The organism is Chryseobacterium artocarpi (genome assembly GCF_001684975.1).
Taxonomy (GTDB): Bacteria; Bacteroidota; Bacteroidia; order Flavobacteriales; family Weeksellaceae; genus Chryseobacterium; species Chryseobacterium artocarpi.
The window spans coordinates 112,647-135,441 of sequence record NZ_MAYH01000051.1; the positions used below are offsets into that span (position 1 = coordinate 112,647).

At 34.9% G+C, this 22,795-nt stretch carries 23 protein-coding genes; 14 read left to right on the forward strand and 9 right to left on the reverse strand.

Features of this window, described 5'->3' with window-relative positions; genetic code table 11:
* Positions 1-301 precede the first annotated feature (301 nt).
* The 3 genes from BBI01_RS22160 (at position 302) to BBI01_RS22170 (ending at position 2,871) form a co-directional block, all read left to right on the forward strand.
* Positions 302-1,177 (forward strand): aldo/keto reductase, encoded by an 876-nt coding sequence (locus BBI01_RS22160; protein ID WP_065396812.1) that lies wholly within the window; start codon positions 302-304, stop codon positions 1,175-1,177.
* 145 nt (positions 1,178-1,322) lie between these two features.
* On the forward strand, positions 1,323-2,384 hold the full coding sequence (locus BBI01_RS22165; protein WP_065396813.1) for an NAD(P)H-dependent flavin oxidoreductase: 1,062 nt from the start codon (positions 1,323-1,325) through the stop codon (positions 2,382-2,384).
* Positions 2,385-2,433: 49 nt separating this feature from the next.
* Positions 2,434-2,871, forward strand: coding sequence for a lipocalin family protein (locus BBI01_RS22170; RefSeq protein ID WP_065396814.1), 438 nt, complete (start codon positions 2,434-2,436; stop codon positions 2,869-2,871).
* 60 nt (positions 2,872-2,931) lie between these two features.
* Here BBI01_RS22170 and BBI01_RS22175 read toward each other — a convergent pair whose 3' ends face one another.
* The 4 genes from BBI01_RS22175 to BBI01_RS22190 are packed head-to-tail and all read right to left on the reverse strand — an operon-like array spanning position 2,932 to position 6,184.
* Entirely contained in the window at positions 2,932-4,269 is a 1,338-nt protein-coding gene (locus BBI01_RS22175; protein WP_065396815.1) for a UDP-N-acetylmuramate--L-alanine ligase, read from the reverse strand.
* Between the two features lie 6 nt (positions 4,270-4,275).
* The gene (locus BBI01_RS22180; RefSeq protein WP_065396816.1) at positions 4,276-4,713 is read right to left on the reverse strand and encodes a hypothetical protein; all 438 of its coding nucleotides are present in this window, start codon (positions 4,711-4,713) and stop codon (positions 4,276-4,278) included.
* 7 nt (positions 4,714-4,720) lie between these two features.
* Positions 4,721-5,527, reverse strand: a complete 807-nt coding sequence (locus BBI01_RS22185; protein WP_065396817.1) for a lysophospholipid acyltransferase family protein — start codon at positions 5,525-5,527, stop codon at positions 4,721-4,723.
* A gap of 27 nt (positions 5,528-5,554) precedes the next feature.
* Positions 5,555-6,184: an NUDIX hydrolase gene (locus tag BBI01_RS22190; protein WP_065396818.1), complete on the reverse strand. Its 630-nt coding sequence runs from the start codon at positions 6,182-6,184 to the stop codon at positions 5,555-5,557.
* A 396-nt stretch (positions 6,185-6,580) separates the two neighbouring features.
* Between BBI01_RS22190 and BBI01_RS22195 the strand changes: the two genes are divergently transcribed.
* From BBI01_RS22195 to BBI01_RS22220, 6 genes are all read left to right on the forward strand, one after another.
* Positions 6,581-7,399: a hypothetical protein gene (locus tag BBI01_RS22195; protein WP_065396819.1), complete on the forward strand. Its 819-nt coding sequence runs from the start codon at positions 6,581-6,583 to the stop codon at positions 7,397-7,399.
* A 173-nt stretch (positions 7,400-7,572) separates the two neighbouring features.
* On the forward strand, positions 7,573-7,971 hold the full coding sequence (locus BBI01_RS22200) for a hypothetical protein (protein ID WP_065396820.1): 399 nt from the start codon (positions 7,573-7,575) through the stop codon (positions 7,969-7,971).
* 10 nt (positions 7,972-7,981) lie between these two features.
* Entirely contained in the window at positions 7,982-8,713 is a 732-nt protein-coding gene (csgH, locus tag BBI01_RS22205; protein WP_065396821.1) for a curli-like amyloid fiber formation chaperone CsgH, read from the forward strand.
* A gap of 11 nt (positions 8,714-8,724) precedes the next feature.
* A complete protein-coding gene (locus tag BBI01_RS22210; protein WP_065396822.1) occupies positions 8,725-9,135 on the forward strand; it encodes a curli production assembly/transport component CsgF in 411 nt (136 codons plus the stop codon).
* 25 nt (positions 9,136-9,160) lie between these two features.
* Positions 9,161-10,525, forward strand: coding sequence for a CsgG/HfaB family protein (locus tag BBI01_RS22215; RefSeq protein WP_065396823.1), 1,365 nt, complete (start codon positions 9,161-9,163; stop codon positions 10,523-10,525).
* A gap of 11 nt (positions 10,526-10,536) precedes the next feature.
* Positions 10,537-12,048 carry a carboxypeptidase-like regulatory domain-containing protein gene (locus BBI01_RS22220; RefSeq protein WP_065396824.1) on the forward strand — a complete coding sequence of 504 codons (1,512 nt, stop codon included), beginning with the start codon at positions 10,537-10,539 and terminating at the stop codon, positions 12,046-12,048.
* A gap of 340 nt (positions 12,049-12,388) precedes the next feature.
* Here BBI01_RS22220 and BBI01_RS22225 read toward each other — a convergent pair whose 3' ends face one another.
* The 5 genes from BBI01_RS22225 to BBI01_RS22245 all read right to left on the reverse strand — a co-directional run bounded on the left by BBI01_RS22225 (position 12,389) and on the right by BBI01_RS22245 (position 17,020).
* Entirely contained in the window at positions 12,389-13,039 is a 651-nt protein-coding gene (locus BBI01_RS22225) for a response regulator transcription factor (protein ID WP_228394057.1), read from the reverse strand.
* 224 nt (positions 13,040-13,263) lie between these two features.
* On the reverse strand, positions 13,264-13,731 hold the full coding sequence (locus tag BBI01_RS22230; RefSeq protein ID WP_065396825.1) for an OsmC family protein: 468 nt from the start codon (positions 13,729-13,731) through the stop codon (positions 13,264-13,266).
* A gap of 111 nt (positions 13,732-13,842) precedes the next feature.
* Positions 13,843-15,402, reverse strand: a complete 1,560-nt coding sequence (locus tag BBI01_RS22235; RefSeq protein WP_065396826.1) for an Rne/Rng family ribonuclease — start codon at positions 15,400-15,402, stop codon at positions 13,843-13,845.
* Positions 15,403-15,769: 367 nt separating this feature from the next.
* Positions 15,770-16,060 carry an HU family DNA-binding protein gene (locus BBI01_RS22240; protein ID WP_002984212.1) on the reverse strand — a complete coding sequence of 97 codons (291 nt, stop codon included), beginning with the start codon at positions 16,058-16,060 and terminating at the stop codon, positions 15,770-15,772.
* A 288-nt stretch (positions 16,061-16,348) separates the two neighbouring features.
* Positions 16,349-17,020 carry a response regulator transcription factor gene (locus tag BBI01_RS22245; protein WP_065396827.1) on the reverse strand — a complete coding sequence of 224 codons (672 nt, stop codon included), beginning with the start codon at positions 17,018-17,020 and terminating at the stop codon, positions 16,349-16,351.
* 180 nt (positions 17,021-17,200) lie between these two features.
* Between BBI01_RS22245 and tssO the strand changes: the two genes are divergently transcribed.
* The 5 genes from tssO (at position 17,201) to tssD (ending at position 22,513) form a co-directional block, all read left to right on the forward strand.
* Positions 17,201-17,734: a type VI secretion system TssO gene (gene tssO / locus BBI01_RS22250; RefSeq protein ID WP_065396828.1), complete on the forward strand. Its 534-nt coding sequence runs from the start codon at positions 17,201-17,203 to the stop codon at positions 17,732-17,734.
* 11 nt (positions 17,735-17,745) lie between these two features.
* On the forward strand, positions 17,746-18,273 hold the full coding sequence (locus BBI01_RS22255; protein ID WP_065396829.1) for a type VI secretion system transmembrane protein TssO: 528 nt from the start codon (positions 17,746-17,748) through the stop codon (positions 18,271-18,273).
* Between the two features lie 51 nt (positions 18,274-18,324).
* Positions 18,325-19,236 (forward strand): PKD domain-containing protein, encoded by a 912-nt coding sequence (locus BBI01_RS22260; protein WP_065396830.1) that lies wholly within the window; start codon positions 18,325-18,327, stop codon positions 19,234-19,236.
* A 47-nt stretch (positions 19,237-19,283) separates the two neighbouring features.
* Positions 19,284-21,689 carry a type VI secretion system protein TssR domain-containing protein gene (gene tssR / locus BBI01_RS22265; RefSeq protein WP_065396831.1) on the forward strand — a complete coding sequence of 802 codons (2,406 nt, stop codon included), beginning with the start codon at positions 19,284-19,286 and terminating at the stop codon, positions 21,687-21,689.
* Between the two features lie 416 nt (positions 21,690-22,105).
* Positions 22,106-22,513: a type VI secretion system tube protein TssD gene (gene tssD, locus BBI01_RS22270; protein ID WP_065396832.1), complete on the forward strand. Its 408-nt coding sequence runs from the start codon at positions 22,106-22,108 to the stop codon at positions 22,511-22,513.
* Positions 22,514-22,795 lie beyond the last annotated feature (282 nt).

The window sequence follows — 22,795 nt, forward strand, 5'->3', positions numbered from 1 at the left end:
TTTAAATTTTCACAAAAATAATGAAAATAGGGTATTGAAGCCAGAGATCAGGGATAGTATGGAAGATTTTTTAGTTTGAAAAAAGCAATAATGATGGACTTTAATATACAACTGATTTTTTTTGACACGAATGCAGTAATAAATGATTGATTATTTTTTAACTGTTAAAAAAATATTTGTGCATTAGTGGCAGTTTAAAAGTAACTTTTAACAGGAAACAGTAAAATTGGTAAGCATAATTTCCGATTTTTTGTCGCAAATTTGTTTAATCACTTTATATTAATCATTAAAATAAAGATTTATGCAAAAGAAAATATATGCAGGGCAGCCTGTAGTTACCTTAAATAATGGAGTAGATATTCCTGCTTTAGGCTTTGGAGTATGGCAGATGGAAGATCTGAAAGAATGTGAAAATGCAGTTATCAAAGCAATTCAAACTGGGTACAGAATGATTGATACAGCAGCTATTTATCAGAATGAAACTGCGGTAGGAGCAGCGGTAAAAAATAGTGGAGTGAATAGAGACGAATTGTTTATTACTTCAAAAGTTTGGGTTCAGGATCATGGATATGAAAAGGCAAAAAGTGCTTTTCAGAGAACATTAGACAGATTGCAGATGGATTACCTGGATATGTATCTTATCCACTGGCCTTACGGCGATTTTCTGGGAACATGGAAGGCTTTGGAGGAACTTTATAACGAAGGAAAAATCAAAGCAATTGGTGTTTGTAATTTTACGGTTGAAAAACTAGATGAATTGAAGGCGAATTCTACAGTTCTTCCGGTGATCAATCAAATTGAGTTGCATCCGGTATTCCAACAAAAAGAGTTGCAGGTTTATGATAGAGAAAATAATATCGTCACTCAGCCTTGGAGTCCTCTTGGAAACGGAAATGCAAACCTTTTATCCAATGCAGAATTAAAAGCAATTGCTGAAAAATATGGTAAAACAGTAGCTCAGGTAATTCTGAGATGGCATTTACAGGAAGGTTTTGTTGTGATCCCGAAATCTGTAACTCCGTCAAGAATTGAAGAAAATTTTAATGTATTTGATTTTGAACTGACAGAAGATGAAATGAATGTCGTTCGTTCTTTAGATACAGGAAAACGATTATTCTTTGATCCGAAAGATCCTGAATGGGAGCAGAAAATGCTGAATGCTGTAGCAGATATTTAAGCTTAATTAATGAAATATTTCCCGCAGATTACACATATTGTGAAATCTGCGGGATTTTTATTTTATGTAATGGTGAGGAATGTCATATTCTGTTGAAACTGAGATCGTCCTATTTTTTGTATCTTTTTAATTAAAATAATTTGTTATGTTTTGGTCAGATACAATCAGTAAAAGAGTGGGTGTAAAATATCCTGTCATTCAGGCTCCGATGTTTGGCGTGAGTACGATACAGATGGTAGCAGCGGCTGCGAGAGCAGATTGTTTAGGTTCATTGGCATTGGGAGATCTTTCATCAAATGAATCTACTGAATTGATTCGGGCAACAAAAAAACTGACAGATAAACCTTTTGCTGTCAATATTTTTGCTCATTATATTCCTGAAATCACAGATGCTTTAAAAGATCATTTCTCTAAAACAAAGAATTTCCTTGAACAATTAGCCAAAGAAAATAATATTGAGGTTAAACTTCCTGATTTATCAGCTCTTAGAATAAATGGATATCATGAGTTAATTGATGTGATTATAGAAGAAAACTGTAAAATTGTAAGCTTTACTTTTGGAAATCTTGACGACCAGAGCATTCAGAAATTAAAGGAGAATGAAGTAACGCTTATCGGAACCTGCACTTCCGTAAAAGAAGCTGTAATTCTCGAAAAATCAGGAATTGATATCATTTGTGTACAAGGAACGGAAGCTGGAGGACACAGAGGAACTTTTGATCCTGATCATGTTCCGCAGATAGGAGGATTGTCTTTATTATCACAGGTTTATGATCATACAAAGGCTCCATTGGTTTATGCAGGGGGAATTTATAATGGTAAAACTTTACAGGCGGTAAAAGAATTGGGAGCACAGGGATTTCAGGTTGGAAATCTATTATTAGCTTCTCAGGAAAGTGCTTTAGAGCCTTTTGAAAAAGACAAACTTAAACAGGTAACTGAGGATGAAATTATGTTAATGAAGAGCTTTTCCGGGCGATATGCAAGAGGGATTAAAAATAAATATACTCAGATTGTGGAAAATTCAGACTATATTTTACCTTATCCGTATCAGAATAAACTGACAAATGCATTACGCAAAGAAGCAAAATCTCAGCAGAATCTTGATTTTGTAGGAATCTGGGCGGGGCAGTCTATTCATAAGTACAGTGAATTATCAACTGAACAGATTCTGAGAAATCTCATACTTCAAACAATGGGGAAGTAAATGAAATTGTATTATCTTAAGGCTTTAAATGCAATTTTAAATTATAATCATGAAAAAATTATTTCTTCCATTTGCTGTGTTTTCAGCAATGGTATCCTGTAGTAATGATGATGATAGTCCTAAAAAAGAAGAAGCGGCTTTACTCATTGGAACATGGAATCAGTATAAAGGAGAGTTTTATACTACTTATGATAACAAAACCCAAACTGTTTATCCTAATGGCTGTGAGTCTCAAAATACTGTTGAGTATAATGAAACTGAAGTAAATGTTGTGAATTATGAAAGTAAAGATGGTAAATGTGAGCCGGCTGTACCTAAAAATGCAAAATATACTTATGATAAGGAAACTAGAAAGCTGACGCATGGTAAAGAGTATATCGTCACCAAAATAACTCCTACTGAGCTGGTAACTGAAGATCATAATACTGATTGGGATGGAGATGGAAAGAAGGATGTGACAACAAGATATTTCAGAAAGATTAAATAAAAAATAAAAACTCCTTTCGATAGAAAGGAGTTTTGTTTTATACTAGGTTTTGAAATTCGATTATTTTGTCAGATCCAGCCCGCCAAAGTTTCCAGAACTCATCATCAGATAAACACCATTGGTTTTATCCAAAGTATTCCAGTAAGCATGAAGGTCTTCCGCGTTGGTGAAAACTCTCAGGTTTTCATTCTTGAATTTTTCCTTAATGAATTCAGGAGAAATAGGTTCCATTCTTTTAATTTTTAAAGCATCTTCGGAATAGAATACAACTGCTTCATCCAATCCGTCCATTGCGTGGTCATATTGCTCCAAAAATGCAGGATTTAAACTTGAATAGGTATGAAGCTCAAGGAATCCGTATTTTTTTTCACTTTTGAATTGCTCATTGAAGGCTTTTACAGCAGCTTTTACCTTACTTGGTGCGTGAGCGAAGTCTTTATATAATGTTCCTTTATCTTCTCTTTCTACTTTTTCAAGACGTTTGGAAGCTCCTTTAAAGCTCATGATTGCTTCATAGAAGTCTTCATCCATAATACCAAGCTGCTGGCAGATGTGTCTTGCTCCTTCCAGATTCAATAGATTGTGTGCTCCAAAAACAGAAAGGGGAACATCACCCATTTCAGTTTTTAAATATACTTTTCCGTTGTTGATCTCATATTCAGGAGTTTTGTAAGGGATTTTTCTGAAATAATTTTCAGCATTTTCCACCACTTTTACTACTTCGGGATCTTCTTCGTTATAGACTAAAACACCACCGGCTGTAATGCTTGCAACAAATTTTCTGAACTGATCAATATAGTCATCAAATGTTTTGAAAACATTGATATGGTCCCACGCGATACCGCTCATTAAAGCGATATTCGGCTGGTATAATAAAAACTTGGAACGCAGATCGATAGGTGAGGAAAGGTATTCATCACCTTCCAAAACCATAAAGTCGTTATCCTGAGTAAGTTTTACCATACAGTCAAAGCCTTCCAGCTGAGCACCTACCATGAAATCTACATCTTTCTGATGGAAGTTCAGGACATGGAGGATCATTGAAGTAATGGTAGTTTTACCGTGTGAACCTGCAATAACCACTCTGGTTTTATTTTTAGCCTGTTCGTACAGGAATTCAGGATATGAATATATTTTTAAACCTAATTCTTTTGCTCTTGCTAATTCCGGGTTATCCTGATGGGCATGCATTCCAAGGATGACAGCATCAATATCTGATGTGATTTTTTCAGGAAACCAACCCATTTCCTGAGGAAGAATTCCCTTTTTTTCCAGTCTTGATTTTGAAGGCTCAAAAATAGCATCATCTGAACCTGTAACCTGGTATCCTTTATCTTTTAATGCGATGGCAAGATTGTGCATGGCGCTTCCGCCTATAGCAATGAAGTGGGTTTTCAATTGTATTTACTGTTTTTTAACATTAGTATTAATGATGTCCTGGAAGGCTCCAAGAATATTATTCCAATTGGTCTGATAATTCGGAATGATAAGGCTAGCATCAGTTTTACTGCCTTCATTAGGACCTTTCTTTACATTGATGGAAGTCGAAACATTATCGTACAGTTTTTTACGGTCTTCCTGTATTCTTCTGAAATTATTCTGGGAAAGAACCTGATCCAGTTTCTTTAAATCTTCATTGGAAATTTTAAAATCCTGTTTGTGCTTTTTTCCCTGTCCTTCAAAAGAATAGTGTACATTATTTCCTTTGATCAGTAGATTTTCATATACAGGAGCAAAGCCACCGCTTTTCGAATAGCTGATATCGAAATCTGAATATACTTTTTGGCTGTTGCAAGAAACTAATACTATGATAGCGAATAAGATTCCAATTATTCTGTTCATAATTTTTTTAATTATTTGAGTCCTTTTGTTCTAATTTTTTAGCTTTAAGTTCTTCATCATAATTGTGTAGGAGGTTGAAGTCTTCTGTCTGTTCAATGGCAGTCATTATCTTCAATAGGATTTCCGGTGCTTTTTCGTTATCGTAATCAATATCTAAAGGTGGTTTGAACTCCATCGTAGGTTTTACACCGGTAACCTTTACGCGGAGCCCTTTTTTATCAAAAGCTCTTCTGAATCCGTTAATTTTGATTGGAATTACAATAGGACGCTGATTTTTCACCAGTTTGGCAGTACCTCTTCGTCCCTGTGCAAAAGCAGATGTGGTTCCCTGTGGGAAAGTAGCCACCCAGCCATTGTCCAATGCTTTCATAATGTTATCTACTTCGCTCATGTCTACCATTCTGTTGACATTTTTTCCTTCTGATCTCCAGGTTCTTTTTACTGTTACAGCTCCTGCAATTTTGAATATTTTAGGAAGAATTCCTTTATTCATTGTTTCTTCGGCTGCTACATAATAAAAATCGATCTTGGGATTCAGTAGATAGATCGGATTTTTAATCGTATTTAAGTATCCATTATTTACGGCACAGAATGCATGATACATTGCTGCTACATCCGCAAAATAAGTCTGATGGTTAGATACAAACAGTACGTTGGAGTCCGGAAGATCCACAAGGTGCTCTGTTCCGGTTATTTTTAACTTATTAAAGCCGTTGAATCTTCTATATGATACAACTCCTAAAATAAAAATAATAAACCTCTTTAAAAAATAAGGTGTTCCGAATGCATCGGTGAAAATATTTTTCTTCGCCATTTTTCAATTAAACACGGTAGTGCAAAGTTACATTTTTTTCAGCAACTGGCTGAATTCACTTAATATCATTGCTGTGGCACCCCAAATAATGTATCCGTTGAAATTAATTACAGGAACTTCATGACCTCCCGCACTTGGAAGTGCCATTATTTCAGGGGTATCAGACAGGTTTAAAAAAGAAGTGATAGGAAATTCAATAGTTTCTACCGCTTCACTCTGCTGAAGAACGAAGAGAGGATTCTTTTTAGTATATGAAATATAAGGATATACGTAAAAATTGCTTGGTGGAATATAGATAGGGGACATTTCCCTGATTACTCTCACATAATGTTTATCTATCCCTATTTCTTCAGAAGTTTCACGTACGGCTGTTTCTGCAAAATCACGATCCATCTCTTCCCGTTTTCCTCCTGGTAATGAGATTTGCCCGCTATGTCTGTCATGCTCATTGATGGTTCTTTGGATCAAGGGAAAATACCACTCGTTGTTTTTCAGATACAATACAATATTGACTGCTGCAAACTTGGGATTTTTTGCCAGCACTTCATCGTAAGTAAAAACGGGACGGTAGGGAGGAGAAAATATTCCATGGGCGTGCTCGCCGGGAAGCTCAACACTTTTAACTTTTCTCAATAAATCTTTTCCAAAACTTTCCATAGTTCAAATTTAACAATATATCTTGAAGAAATAAATGCCTTAACATTAATTAACCTATGAAGTGCCGGTGGAGAGAAGTTCAATGGTCAATTTTTGCTTTGCAAAGCACAATCGTGAATTTTTATACAATTGAATCTTCATCCAGACTTTAAATATTAAACTCAAAAACATTGAACTTGGAATTCAATTGACAAACGCAGTTCGTTATGGGTATTTACTTTCTATAAGGAATACCGTATTTTCACGTAACTGAAATCCATGATGTCACAGGTACCATAAATGGTGACTTTACAAACCGTAAACCATGACTTTTATAATTTACACTTTGGCGGTGGTTTTTCACTTTGGTGTAGGGTATACCTTTGTCTTACTATTAACCAATTAATTTTTACTAAGATGAAAAATTTACTTGCAGGTGTGTTTACACTAATCGCCATGAGTTTCAGTTTCGCTCAATTAAACATTGATGTGACTACACAAACAGGAAACTTAAATGTAGCTACAGTAGACCAGACAGGTCTTTTGAACATTAATTCTTTAACACAGAATGGAAATCGTAATACTGCAGACATTGATCAAGTAGGGATCTTAAATATGAATACTGCAGTAAGTAATGGAAACAGAAACTCGATTGATGTAGATCAGGTAGGTATTGCCAACTCGAATATGGTGACTCAGACTGGAAACAGAAACTCTGCTTCAACATGGCAATTAGGATTTTTAAACTCTACTGAACAAACTCAGATCGGAAGACGAAACGATGCTTCTTCAATTCAAATTGGTTTAGGTAACTCTGTTTATCAATATCAGGATGGAAGAAGAAACGAAGCTTCAGCGTTGCAGCTGGGAGCTGGTAACGAAGCTTATCAAATTCAAGTGGGAAGACGAAATGAAGCAAACGGTGTTCAGATAGGAGCTAACAACGTTCTTGTTCAATTCCAGGCTGGTGATGATAACAGTGCGGATCATACTCAAGTCGGTAGCGGTAACTTAGCTGTCTCTGCTCAGGTAGGTGATGACAACAACGCTATGGGACTACAGGTGGGAAGTAATAACCAATTGTATCAACTTCAAGTAGGGAATTCTAATACAGCCCTTGATCTTCAGATGGGTAATGGAAACTTTACCTGGGTATCTCAGTCCGGTGATTCTCATATTCACATAGGAACTCAAATAGGTAACGGAAACTCAATGATTGTGAACCAGTCTAACTAAGCCCTGTAATTATACTGTAATCTTTAAAATGGAAGGGAGAAGCTACAGGTCGTGGTTTCTCCTTTTTAGCTTAAAGATCAAATATACCCAGAAACCATGATTTTATATGACTACCTGCTGGGTGTGTTTTATTCGATGTTCTATTGATATACCTTTAATAAAAATATAATGCCATGCTTAAGTTGAGATGGAGTGTTTTGGCTCTTTTTGCAGTACTGCCATTGTATGCTCAGGAAATAGACTGGAATAAGGTAAACAGTAATACAGTCTTTAATCTTATAACCAGACAGGATATTGATCAGAATGCTTATCATTCTACTATCATTCAGATAGGTGATTATAATAATGCTGAACTTTCTCTTAATAACAAAAGTAATATTGCTGTAAAGCAGCTTGGTGACTTTAATGCCCTTTATTTTAATAATTCATTTACAGATAAAGAAACCCAAACTGCTATTACTACACAAGGAAGTAATAATATTATTGATATTACAGGAAGCAACAGTATTTCAGATGGAATTCAGGTCAATATAAAGGGAGATAATAAAACAGTTTTCATGAGAAATTATTAAAACACGAGTGATGAAAATTTTATATTCCCTTAGTCTGAGTACTTTATTTATCTTCCTGTCTATACAGGTTTATGGGCAGGAAGATAAAAAAGTAAATGCAAAAATAGAAAGCAGCCATATTGAAAACCAAATAAAGCTAAAAGCAGTTGTTATTAATAATACTGCTGTTTACAAAGAGCTTAATTACCTTTTAGTTTCTATAAAAAAAGGAGATGGAGGAAACCTTTCCAACAATCAGCAGAGTGGTAAGTTTTCTGTAAACCCTAATGAGGTAAAAACATTATCGGAAATAAGCGTAAATCTTGAACCCAAAGATGCCCTGAAAGCTTTTCTTTATATCAGAGACGAAGAAACCCGGACTTTAGTTGCAAAAGATAGCCTTGAGCTTAATAATGATCTTTTTAAAAAAAAAGCGGTAAGAATAGAAGAGGACGCGGTTTATGAGCTTAAAGGACTTACCATTGATGAAACCAAGACTAAAGTTGGTAAAGATTTCTACGATATGTTTTATCTCCAATATAGCCAAATTCCGGATAAAAGCATTAGTGCTGTTACTATTTCAGAACTTCCTCTCCGGGGTACAAGCGGTCAGATCAATATTCAGATTGACGATAAAGTAATTTATAGCTTCATGACCAATCCAGGAGAAGATTATTTAAAAGAACAATTAGCATTCAGCTTAAAATATATCAAAGAATTTAACGCAAAGAAAAACCTTATTAAAAATGAATTTATTTACTAAAAACGTCCGCCATGAAAACTTTTATCATTATTTTAATCTTTATTGCGGGTATTTTCTCCGGGAAATCTCAGCAACTTGTTTATAAGCCAGTAAACCCAGCATTTGGGGGAGATACATTTAATTATCAGTGGCTTTTAAGCTCTGCCAATGCCCAAAACCAGTTTGATGAAAAAAATGACTACAAAGATCTGCTTGATCGTGCCAATTCTCTTGATAGTTTTACCCAAAGTCTGAACAGACAGATCTTAAGTGAACTTTCAAGAAAACTTTTTGAAGAGCAGTTCGGAGATGGAAATATACAACCCGGGAATTACCTCTTCGGGTCGCTTTATTTACAGATTACCACAACTAATCAGGGACTTTTGATCAATATTTTGGATACCAGTACAGGCGATCAGTCCGAGATCGTAATTCCGAAATAAATAAAAACTTAATACCAAACTTATCATGAGAGCTTACATCTACACCAGAATTTTTTTCTGTAGTTTTCTGCTATGCATTCTACAGGCTTGTAGTTCGATTTTTGGCTTACCTTCAGATCCTGAAAAGCCAACGATGGGAGAGGTGACATCTTCCACAGAAGAACTGAAAACACTTCCTTTACCGAAGGAAAAAATTGTCATTGGAGTTTATAAATTCAGAGATCAGACGGGGCAGTATAAACCATCTGAAAACGGTAACAACTGGAGTACTGCAGTGCCACAAGGTACTACTACCATTCTCATTAAGGCACTCGAAGACAGCCGTTGGTTTATCCCTATTGAAAGAGAAAATATTGCCAATCTGCTCAATGAAAGACAAATCATCAGATCTACACGTCAGGAATACATTAAAGATGCTGATAAAAACAGCCAGTCACTTCCTCCGCTTCTTTATGCCGGAATTCTTCTGGAAGGAGGAGTCATTTCCTATGACAGCAATATCCTGACAGGCGGTCTTGGAGCACGATACTTTGGTATCGGAGCATCCACACAATATCGCCAGGATAGAATTACCATTTACCTACGCGCTGTTTCCACCCTCAACGGGGAAATCCTTAAAACTGTTTATACTTCTAAAAATATTCTTTCCACAAGCGTAAACGGAAGCTTTTTCCGATATATAGACACCGAAAGACTGATGGAAGCTGAGGTAGGTTTTACTCAGAACGAACCTATTCAGCTAGCTGTAACCGAAGCCATTGAAAAAGCTGTGAAATCTCTCGTTATTGAAGGAATCCAGGATAAAATATGGGGAAAAGCAATAGACAGCACAACTAGTTATCAGGCTTTGATCAATGAATATAAGAGAGAAAAAGAAGATAACAACGGAAGAGTAATCGGAAACAGATATCCAGGTAATTACAGACAGAAAGTTGCTGTATTTGCCAATGTGGAAGGACAGAAAGTAAGAGATGATTATGTAAACCCTAAAATGAATATCGGAGGTAAAATAGGGATGAAATACTTTTTAACTCCCAACTTTAATGTTGAGGTGAATGGTAATTATTTTACCCTCGAAAATAAAGATATTGTAAAAAGAAATTACTACGGTCCTGAAATAAACCTTGAATACCTCCTTTTCCCGAAATACAGATTCAGCCCATATATCTATGGTGGGGCAGGAGCGCTGTATTCCAAATACAAGCCTCAATATAAAGGACAGTTCGGAGGCGGTCTCGAATACATGATAGACAATAATTTTTCACTGAGAGCATCTGCTCAATACGATCTTGGTTTTAAAGATAACTGGGAAGGGCTTATCAATGGAAAAAGAAAAGATCAGGCATTACGCTTTGCATTGGGAATCAATTTTTACCTTGGAAACAAATAAAAACACGAATTATGAAAACTTTAATTAAAATACTAAGCATATTCATCCTAACATTTTGTCTGTTTTCATGTAGTGAAGACCTTGTAGAACAGGCTCAGACAGGAACCCTAAAAGGAAAAGTAGTAAAAAGAGGCAGTAATACTCCGCTTGCAAACGTGAAAATTTTCACAACTCCTACCACGCAAACTGTTTTCAGTGGTACTGATGGTTCATTTGAAATCACAGCAATGCCGATTGGAAATTATTCCGTAAAAGCAGAGCTTTCAGGATATATAACAAGCTTTCAGTCTGTAAATATGCAGACTCAAAATCAGGTGGTGACCGTGGTATTTGAAATGGACGATGATACCTCTTTAAATTCTCCACCTTCTACGCCACAGCTTCTAAGTCCGATAGATAATGCGGTAAATCAACCTTTAAGTGTTGAACTAACCTGGAGTGCAACAGATCCGGATACAGCAGATGTTTTAAAATATAGTTTAACAATTAAAAATAATCTTGACACTAATGTGATTCAGGTTAATGATTTGGCAGCTACTCATTATACGCTTTCAAATCTGAAGTTTGGTGTAAGCTACTTCTGGCAGGTGTCTGTTTCGGACGACATTCATCAGCCAGTTTTAAGCTCTATCGGCAAGTTTACGACGAATACGGTTCCTGCCAACAGGTATCATTATACTCAAAAGCAGAATGGTAATTTCGTGATTATCTCCAGTGATGGACAAGGAAATAATTTTCAGTTCACGAATTCATCCTACAATAGCTGGCGACCAAGGAAAAATAATAATGCAGGGCTCATCGCATTTTTACGCACCGAAGGCGGAAGCACCCATATTTACACTGCAAACCCTGATGGATCCAATCCGTTTAAGGTCACAACAGTGCCTGTAGCAGGATTTAATAACTTCGAAATGGATTTTGCCTGGAGTACCAATGGTAAGGAAATTCTTTATTCAAACTTTAATAAACTTTATAGGATCAATAAAGATGGTAGCGGACTTACTTTAGTATATACAACACCTGATGGAAGTATGATCTCAGAATGTGACTGGAGCTACGACGGAAGTAAAATTGCCCTTAAAACCAACGATTATAATGGTTATAACACGAAAATATACATCATAGATACCACAGGAAATGTTATTAAGACAATATTGTCCGGAACGGCTGGAGCAAGTGGTGGACTGAACTTCTCTGTAGACGGGCAACTCCTTCTTTTCACTCGGGATGTCGCAGGATATGAAGACGCAAGTGGAAATTATCGTCAATTAGATTCTCATATTTTTATCTATAATCTAACGAATGATGCTTTAACCGATATTTCCTCCGAAAGCGAGAAAGCAATGGGAACCAATGATCTTGATCCAAGATTCTCCCCAAATAATGCTCAGGTGATCTTTATGAATACCTCTAATGATAATATTTCCCAGCGAAATATCATGGTAATAGACTTGAGTAGCAACATGACAGATCTTACACGTTCCGCACTTTTCAGTAATGGAGAAATGCCGGATTACGAATAAAGAATTAAATAAATAACTTGGATTGAAAATTTAGAATGGAATGAGTGGTCAATTGTGAGTAGTCAATTTGCTGTATGAATCAATTTTATTGAGTGTGGCAATTGACTATTCACTTTGCAATTGAGTTTAAAATTAAAGATTGAATGTTTAACACTTTGGATCTCTGATTCACTTTGCAAAGCAAAAACTCACAATTACTTCTTTCTTCATATTAATAAAAATTAATAATCAGTTTGTTTGCCTAGCTTTTTATTAATAGGAATTTGGGAATAGGCAAAAAAAATTCCAGATCATAAGGTCTGGAATTTTTTTGGTTAATTATTTGGTTAATTGGTTTCAATCAGTCAATGATGTGATTTTCAAGAGCGTATTTTACAACGCCTACAGTGTTTTTGACATTGAGTTTCAAAAGAATTTTTTTTCTGTGTGTTTCTACCGTATTGATACTGATAAATAGTTTTTCAGAGATGTCTTTGCTGCTGTAGCCATCACAAATAAGTTTCAGGATTTCCATTTCACGGCGGGTGAGAGGATCTCTGAGGTGAAGTTTGCGTTTTTCCTGTTCATTGCTGATAAAGCTGATCATTCTTTCCTTCGCGTGATCACAGATGTAGATCTCGTTCAGAAGTAAGGCATTAATGGATTTTAAAAATTCATCATACCTGCAGTTTTTGTCAAGATAACTTTTGATGCCTTTATTGAAGAGCTTTCGGATATCAATAATATCGTAGCAGCTTCCTATGATAATAATTTTTATATTTTCATGCTCAGAAGTGATATTCTCTACTGATTTATATAACTCTGTAAGCATTAGCATGTTTGAGCTCATAACAAGAATTTCTGGGGGCTCTTCTTTTAGATGTTTAGACAGAGTTTCGAGGGAATTACAGATATCAATGTTATTAAAAATTTTGCTCTGTGTCAATAGTTTTGATAAGCCTTCTGTGTATAGCATCGGTTCATCAAAAATAGTTAATCTTGGTTTCATCATGGCTAGTTTTGTTTATATAAAAATATAAAAAAAACTTCACATTTTGCATAAAATTGATAAATAATTTCAAATTTATATAAATATTTACATAATAAAATGTTGTTTTTGTTGATTATTTGTTAAATAATTCTCTTTTTGTTGAGTTTTAACGAAAAAACTTGGAGTTATCTTTATTAAAACGTGAATTCTACTAGCTTTTTGAGGTTCTTAATTCTTTGAGTAAATTATTTAACTAACACTTTGGGGATATGTTTCACAGGAAAATTCACTGAGTTGGCAATAAAACAAAATTCATTTGCTTTATGATGAAGCTTCTTTGCTTTTTCTATCATTGACTCGTCTGTTACATAAATGGTAGGGTGTAAAGTGACCTCAGTAAAATGACCGCTTCCATTAGAGGTTTCTGCCATTATTCCTGTAGCTTCATCATGATAATCCGTTACAATAATGCCAGCTTCTGAGCAAAAATGCAGATACCAAAGCATATGACATGATGAAAGTGAAGATAAGAACATCTCTTCAGGATTATGTTTTGCTTTATCACCACGGAATGCCGGATCTGATGAGCCTTCAATGATTGCTTTATTTTCTACCGAAATAGTATGGCTTCTTTCGTAATCTCTGTATCCGCTGGTTCCGGTTCCTTTATTTCCTGTCCATTGAATAGTAGCTTTGTAGTGGTGATTTTTCATAACTATAAATTAAAAATTTATTATTTTAAGAAATGTGATTAGATTGATATTTATAATGAACGCTAAGGTAACAAAAAACCTCCGGCATTTGCCGGAGGTTTGAATTTTGTCTTAATTAGAGAATTCTATCAATTCTTCTTTTTTAGAATTATAGATTCTGTATTCTAAATATTTAAAAGAATCCCTTGGGACAATGGTTACCCATTTTTTGTATTTGATAAACCATTTCATTTGGATACTTTTGATGCCTTTTGTTAAATAGGCTTCTACGAATGGATGTACGTGCAGGTAAATTTTTCCTTTTTCTTTCTGCAGTATGTTTCTTAAAGTTTCACCCATTCTTTCCACGATAACAATTGGAGCTACAATTTCTCCGTCTTTGTTCGGGTTTTCTTCTTTGGTTTCGATCTGTTTTTCCGGACGGTTTCTTTGTCTGGTGATCTGGATCAGACCGAATTTACTTGGAGGAAGTATTTTATGACGTGCTTTGTCACGTTTCATTTCCTCTTTTAGATGCTCATAGAGCTCTCTTCTGTGATCAGAATTAGGCATGTCGATGAAGTCAATCACAATGATGCCTCCCATATCGCGGAGACGAAGCTGTCTGGCAATCTCAGTGGCTGCCATTTTATTCACTTTCAGTGCGTGTTCTTTATTGACAGCGGTTCCGGTAGTGATATTGTTTCCGGAGTTGACATCTACAACGTGAAGTGCTTCTGTGTGTTCAATAACAAGATAAGCGCCTTTAGAACTTGGAATGTTTACGTGTTTTCCAAAGCTCTGTTTAAGCTGTTTTTCAACATTATAATATTCCAGGAGTGGAATATGAGAATCATAAAACTGGACAATATTTTTCTTTTCAGGGGCAATTACCTCAATGTAATTTTTCATTTCATTCACCATCTGTTCATCATCACAGATAATATTAACGAAATCCTGATTAAAATTGTCTCTTAAAATAGCTGAAGCTTTGTCTTCTTCGCTTAAAACTTTGGACGGAACTTTGTTTCTCTGGATATTTTTAAAAGTGCTTTCCCATTTCTGAATCAGCTGATTCATGTCATTGTGAAGGTCAGCAACTTTTTTTCCTTCGGCTACAGTCCTGATAATGACCCCAAAACCTTCTGGTTTTATACTGTCTATCAGTGTTCTTAATCTTTCCTTTTCCTCAAAACTTTTGATTTTTTTGGAAATAGAAACTTTATTGTCGAATGGAATTAAAACCAAAAAACGTCCTGTAAGGGAAACTTGGGTAGAAATTCGGGGACCTTTTGTGGAAATGGGCTCCTTAGTGATCTGTAATAGAACAAGATCATCTTTTGCAATTACTTTGTCTACCGTTCCGTTTTTATCTATTTCGGGTTGTATCTCGAAATTTTTTAAGCTTGAAGCGCTTTGTTTTTTAGAAATAGTATCTTTTAAAAACTTTCTGTAAGTAAGATATTGTGGTCCTAAATCCTGATAATGCAGGAATGCATCCTTGTCATATCCAATATTTACGAATGCTGCATTCAGGTTAGGTGCCAGTTTTTTTACTTTTCCAATAAACAGATCTCCAACTATAAAATCGCTTTTGTCCTCTTGCTCATGAAGTTCACATAGTCTTCCGTCTTCCAGCAGTGCAATCTTTGTAAGATCATCTTCATGCGAAACTATTAGTTCTTTCTTCATTTTGTTATAAGATAAAATTGTTAAGATTTTAGGAAATTGGTATTGTTCTCGATTAATTCATCTATTAAATATAAGGATTTTGAATGTAAACCTTTATATTTTTATTAAAATAATATTTGAAACTGTCCGTTTTCCGCGGAATCTTATAGTTGCAAACAAAAATATAGTCGGCGAACTTTAAAAAATTAAAATCACCAACTATATTATTATATTGTAAATCTCGAGAAGAGGAGATTATTTTTTCTTATGTCTGTTCGCTCTTCTTCTTTTCTTTCTTTTGTGAGTCGCAACCTTGTGTCTTTTTCTTTTCTTTCCGCTTGGCATAATTTTAATTTTTTAGTAACTAGTTAATATTCAGTTAATGTTCTTATTTTACTGCAACTTTTGTTTTTACTTTCTCTACAAAAGATTTTGAAGGTTTGAAAGCAGGAATGTTGTGAGCAGGAATCTCAATTGCAGTGTTCTTAGAAATATTTCTTCCTGTTTTAGCAGCTCTTGTTTTAATGATAAAAGATCCAAAACCTCTCAGATAAACGTTATCCCCATTATACATAGAAGTTCTGATCTCCTGCATAAAAGCTTCTACAACTTTCTGTGTTTCATTCTTTTCTGTTCCCAACTTATTTGAGATGGTGTTTACCAATTCTGCCTTTGTCATTTCCTTATTTTAATTTTAAATTTTAGGTGTGCAAATTTAGTTAAAAAAATTGAATACTAGCAAATTAGTGGCAAAATATTTTTGTTCAGATCATTGAGTTTCTAATGTGTACTCTATGTTAACGTGGTTTTATGGTTATTTAATAATTAAATAATATAAAGCTAAGAGTGTATAGATAATAGCCTTAAAATAGGAGTTATAAGCCACTCAGCAAGGTTATTGTCATTCATCCGTATCCTACAATTTTGCTATTCTTTATAATGATTCAGAATTCAGAATTAAAATCTTTTACATACTGGAATTATAATATCCATTTTCTACACAGAAACGGATAAGATGAAGTTTTGTTTTCAGCCCCAGCTTTTCTGTAAGTCGGTTGATATAGGTGTCAATTGTTCTTGTACTAAGATTAAGTTTTTCAGCAATCTCCTTATTACTAAAACCTTCATAGCAGAATCTCATGAGCTGTATTTCTGCAGGGGAAAGCTCTTCCTGCCCCTTTTTCTGCCTATCCATATATTCCTGCACAGCGAGAGGTTGTTGCTCCCACTCTTTAGAATATTTCTGGTAATCAAACTCTTCAGAAGCGATACTTCCTTTAATGATATCCTTGATTATAGTACTTTTCTTTTGACAGTAATATATATTAGGAATCTTTGATAGAATTTCTGCCATATCCTCCTGGTACGTCCCGGAATAGGTGACAATAGGAGTCTCTGCATTGTTCTTTCTTATATATTTGATGGCTTCTATACCACTCAATACCGGCATAAACAGTTCTATAATAAATACATCTTCTTGTCTTCTGTAGATTCTGTTTACCAGTTCATGACCGTTGTTGCAATCGTTCAGAAGCATATAGAACGGGTTTTCCATAAGTGTTTTGATCATTATTTTTTTAAAATAAAAATCACTGTCAGCTATAGAGAAACGCACGGTATTAGATAATATTTTACTCATTCTTAATATCGATTTGGCGAATGATATTTTAAATTCAGAGCCCTAATTTATGAAAAACTTATTAAAGTGAAAATTAATATTAATTTAATCAGGGATTCTACGGATAGAGGTTCGGGAAAATACGTGTTGTGCATAAATTTTTTTTTTTATATTTTCACAGGCCAAACAAATCGCAAATTTATGTCTTCGAACAGGGAAAAAAAATTAAACAAATCTGACGTAAGAATAGGCATCTGGAAGTTTATTCTATCTTTTGCCGTTTTGTCGGTAGTTACTTTCACATGCTTATTTCTCTTCTTTAAGAGTTATGATATACAACGACAAAAGATCAGCAGAGAGGCTGAAGATTACATGGAACTGATGCGTAGAAGTGACATGTTAAAAGATCATGTGGATGATATTTACAACAGAATGTCTCAGCTTGACTTGAGGAAAGTGGAAAATGAGGTGTTTCTTAGAACAAGTATCATGGACCACGTGAGAGATGCTAAAATTATAATGGGCAAAGACAGTACCGGAAGCTTTAAGCATTATGCCAGACTCATGAAGCAGATAGAACCTATGATCACTCTTAAAACAAAGATCATAGGCGTAGAATATAAAAAAGAAACTGCCAAAAGAGATCTTGAAGTGTGTATGGGAAAAGTAAGAGGAGTAAATAATGAACTTCGAAGAGACCCAACCAGAAATTTTACAGTAGGTAGAAGAAGATAAAAAATAAAGATATGCAAGGACACATTACACTATCTAAAAAGGAAAGGCATTATCAGTTTTTTTATTTAATACTGATGCTTGTAACTGCCATGATATTTCTGGGAGTTATATTTTTAAAAGGATTTGAATCTCCATTTTCTGATGAAGATATCAGAGGAATTCAAAATTTGGAGCAGAAAACTGAATTTGAGCAACATCAGAAAGTTATTCTGCCTATTATGGACAGTACTTATACCATGATTACCAAACTTACAGACGAAACTCCACAGCCTTTTGTGGAAAATAATATCTTTGTAGGCGTTAATGATCTTAACGGCTATTTCAAAGAACACGGTAGCATTACTGATGTTCGAAAAGATGCTTTTCCGCAGATTGCCAGATTCTATAAAATGTACTATGAAGATAAAAAGGTGATTTCTACCACTTCAGAGGATATTAAAAGATTCGAAAAGCAAATTGAAGAATGTAGAATAGGCTATAAAGATAAGCAGGATAAACTTTATCAAAGAGAAAGTGCATTACAGGCAAGAACTCAGTAATAAAGGAATGGAATTAGGAACTTTAAATAAAACACATCACAATTATTAACTATGAATTATTTTCAAAAGAACAAAAAGAACATTATTATCGGTGTTATTGCAACATTGCTCATTGCAGCCCTCGTTGCATTATGGCTGCAGAAAAAAGTAATCCATTCTGCTGATGATATTGTAGGGGTAGTTTACCCATCTGCTTTGTCAGTAGGAGATACACTTTTGTTTGAAGATAAAACCCAGTTTGCAAAAACCAAGAGATGGAATTTTGGAGATGGGACAACTTCGGATAAAAACAGCGGTATCCACTTCTATAATAAACCAGGATATTACCAGGTAAGTTTGATCGTTGACAATAAATACACAAAGTCTTTCCCTGTAATGGTTTCTGCCAGAAGCGTAAAGCAGTCTAAGGATAGCGTGAAATCTAAAACAACAATTGAAGCTCCGGTACAGGCAATGCAGAATGAAAATGTAAATTTCCGTGCTATTTCAGAAGCTTCTCAGTTTGCATGGAAATTTGGAGAAACAGGAAATACAGATTCCAAGGATAAATTTGCTATCTATTCATATAAAAAACCAGGCGATTATCTGGTGACTTTATACACTGAAGAAACTTTGGAGCCTATCTATCACCGTATTAAAATTCTTCCGGCTTATAATTCTTTAGAACAGGAAGCGGTATCTGTAGAAGACTCTTACGCGAAAGTTGATAACGACTTTAAGTACCACCTTCAGCAGATTGCTAACGGAAATAGTTTTAACATGCACTATAATTACCTGCTGAAAACTTATCTGTGTAACAATGAAAATACAGTAGTAAAAGTAAATGACAGTAAAGTAAATAATTTCTACATGTACTGTGCAGGTCTTCAGTTTGATAAGAATACTGTAATTCAGACAGTAAAGGTGAACTTAGACGATACACAAAACTGTGTAACTAAAGTAGATATAAACCAAAGCAAATAATACCATCCGGTTTTCGGATGCGCCCAATCATAAAAAGATAAAATAGGATGAAAAATAAATTTCCTCTAGCAGCATATTATATAGGATTATCAGTATTATTGGCGAGTTGCCAGGTAAAGCTTCCGTCCAAGAAAACACCAGAACCATCACAATACGGACAGGTAGATAATTCAACCGTTGTCAACGGATATCCTAAAAAGTCAGTTCCATGGATTGTTATTTCAGACAGATCCAGAAATACGGCTTATTTAGATAAAGATGATGAAAAATCATACAAAGAAGTTAAGTTTCTTGAGCCTTTAATGGTGTTAAAGCATAGAGACGGAATGGTAAAGGTTGCAGAATACGTTCCAGATGCCTTAATGAAGAAAGTTTCGTCGAAATCTATCAAAACATATGGATGGATTCCTGAATCCGATCTTCTTTTATGGAACAATTCTTTAAAAAGCGAAAGAACAGGTTATCCAGTAAGAGTAGCGGTAGTGCCTAATAACAGTGAAGTTATCAGAAGTGCTGAAAGATACTATAAAAATGACTCTATCAAGGTTTTTAACTCACCAAGTCTTATTGAAGAGGCTAATGTGAAGATCCCTAACGGGCAGATGGTGTATGTTTATAAGCAGGCTGAAAACAACAAACGATTTTTGGTAGGTAAAAAACCTTCTGTTGATATCGATAGTATTGGTAAAAGCCTTTACGGCTGGGTAAGTTCCAATGTGATCTCTACTTGGGGAGAACGTTCTGCCGTAAAACTTAAAAATACAACAGGAATCACTGAATCAGAGCTGGGAATCCATGAAGGACATCCTGGTGGATCTGCATCAGATGCTACCAATAGAACAGCGATTCTTCTTACTGAAGTGAACAAAAGAAGACCATTGGAAAACATTTTCCCGGTAACTTTACCTTTAAATGAAACTCCAACTTTGGATTCTAAAACAAAGTACTTTACCAATATCTTAGATTATAGTAAAAACTTTGTATACAATGTTTTAGGAGAACCAATCTACTTCGATCGCTATAGAGAAATTACAGAACGTGATAAAAATATCAATATTGTTTTTGCTCTTGATGTAAGCGCAGGAAATGCTCCTTATGCACCTATTGTAAAATCATTATTACAGGATTTACAGCTAAGATTTGAGAAACCTTCTTATTTCAACACAGTGAAATATGGAGTAGTACTTTACAAGAATAATCCTTGTGGAAATAACGTTTCCGTTTCTAATCTGAGTACTGAATACAGTAAAATCACAACGTTTATTGATCAGAAAACAAACGAGATGAACTGTGCCAGCAATAACGGATACCAACCTGTAGGAGAAGCACTTTCTGCCGCTGGAAACCTTCTGTCTAATGTTCCTGATGAAACAAATATCGTTGTAACTGTAGGAACTTCAGCCAGCCAGAGTGGAAATATGTACAGTGTGATCAGTTCACTTACACAAGCTCAGGCAAGATTAATCATGTTCCAGACAAGTGCAAGGTCTTCTGATACTTATAACGACTTTGTATTGATGGCGGAAAATGTGGTGACAAATACTGCTAAAAATATTGCCGAACTTAAAAAGCAAAAGATCATCAACCAATATGATGTTCTTACCAAGAATAACTTTAGCTTAATGGAAGGAGATGCAGGATTTTTCTCTTTAGCATATCCTAAGCAGAGTATGTCTCAGGGATTTGTAATCTTCCCGAAAAAAGGAGATGTTACCACTCCAGGATTCCTGAAAAAATCTGTAGATAGTCTTATTGCACAGGTTACATTCGATAATCAGGCTGTGGATAAATCTCTTAATGATTATTTCCACTCTTCAGTTGGAGCGGGAAGAACAGATGTAGATGTGAAATATAAATATCTGTATCCGGGGCTTACCAATCCGGTATCTGCAGGAATTGCTGCGCAGCTTATCAATTATGGAAATCCGTTCCTTGTGAAAGGATATATTCCAAAAGAATTGAAAGATTATACTCCTGGAATAGAAAAAGGAATTCTGATTTCTGAAGCAGAATATGATAACCTTAAAGCTTTCTATACCGAAGTTTATAAAAATTCAGGAGCAGAAAGAGCGGACTTTAATCAAGCAAGAGCTGTTAAAGAATATGTAAAACTGTTGAAGAAATACAATCCGACAATTAAATTCCTTGATAAAGGAGATCTTTATGAATTACCGATGGCTTATGCAGTAGGAATGAGTACGGGAATTGACCTTACAGATGAAGAAATCATGACGAAGTATAAGCTTAAAGGCTGGAAAAAGTCAAAAGGTGTTCCTACAGCAACAGTAAGAAACTATTTCCGTCACTACAAGGATTTAGCAGACAGAATGCTTGCTCATAGAAATGATCCGGCAGTAAAAATTCAACAGAACGGGCAGACGTTCTATTGGCTTAACGAATACTTTACGCCAACTATGCTTCCAACTGAAGCACCAGAATATACTAAACATTAATTGTTAGTTTTTATAATATTAAAAGCAGGAGTAATTATACTTCTGCTTTTTTTATTGTATTAATAATTAAAAATATGATCATGGTCAATTTCTAATAGCTCATTGACCCTTGACCCAAAATAGCTAATCAGAAAGTATAAAACTCGAAATTTCATACTCTAATTGCAATCTATTTCTCTGTTGAGTGTAAAAAAACACTTTTTGTTTATATTGTATATTAAATGTAAAAGCCCTGTAGAAAGTATTTTATGGCATGTTAGTAAATCCAATGTCGTAGAATTACTACAAAAAGTCGTAGAACTACTACAATTTTTCAGATTTGTATTCAAAAGTTTTTTTTAGAGAAAAAGACCTTCTATATTTGCTACACAATCACTGAATCACAAAATATTACTAACGATTAAAATTTACACATTATGGCAGAAAGAAATTCGAGAGGAATCTTAAAGTTCAACAACGGAGAAGGTCAGAAATTACTAAAGATGAACTACAGCGTATCAAGATCTACAGATGTATCTGGACGTGTAGCATCAGATCCTTCCAATGCATTAATTAAAGTAACAGTAGAGGCTACTGAAAAGTCAGATATCCTTGAAAGCTTACTAAACGGAAAATATAAGCCGACAGTAGGAGAGATCGTATTCAACAAATCTCACGAAGAAGGAACATTGATTACTTTAAAGTGGAATAACGGATATGTAATTCAACACGAAGTAGACTTCGACGCAGTAGATACTAACAGTATGTTGATCAGCTTTGTAGTAAGTGCTGAAACAATTGATTACGGTACTTCTGCTTATGAAGGACTTTGGCCGAATAACTAATAATACACATTATCAACATTCATACGAGAAAAAGACTGTCACTATTAAAGACGGTCTTTTTTGCCTGAAATGAAATTTATACCAAATGTTTTTTATTTTATATCTTATTGATACTATGGTTATTTCGTAAAATATTGTTAACTTTAATACCCATCCAAACACAAAGCAAATGAAAACCGAATCCAAATTAAAGGGAGCTTCTTTCCGCCCATCTCAGAATGCAGACGGTATATCTGAGAATCATCATACGGGTATCAACCGTTTGGTAAAACTCTCGTTAGT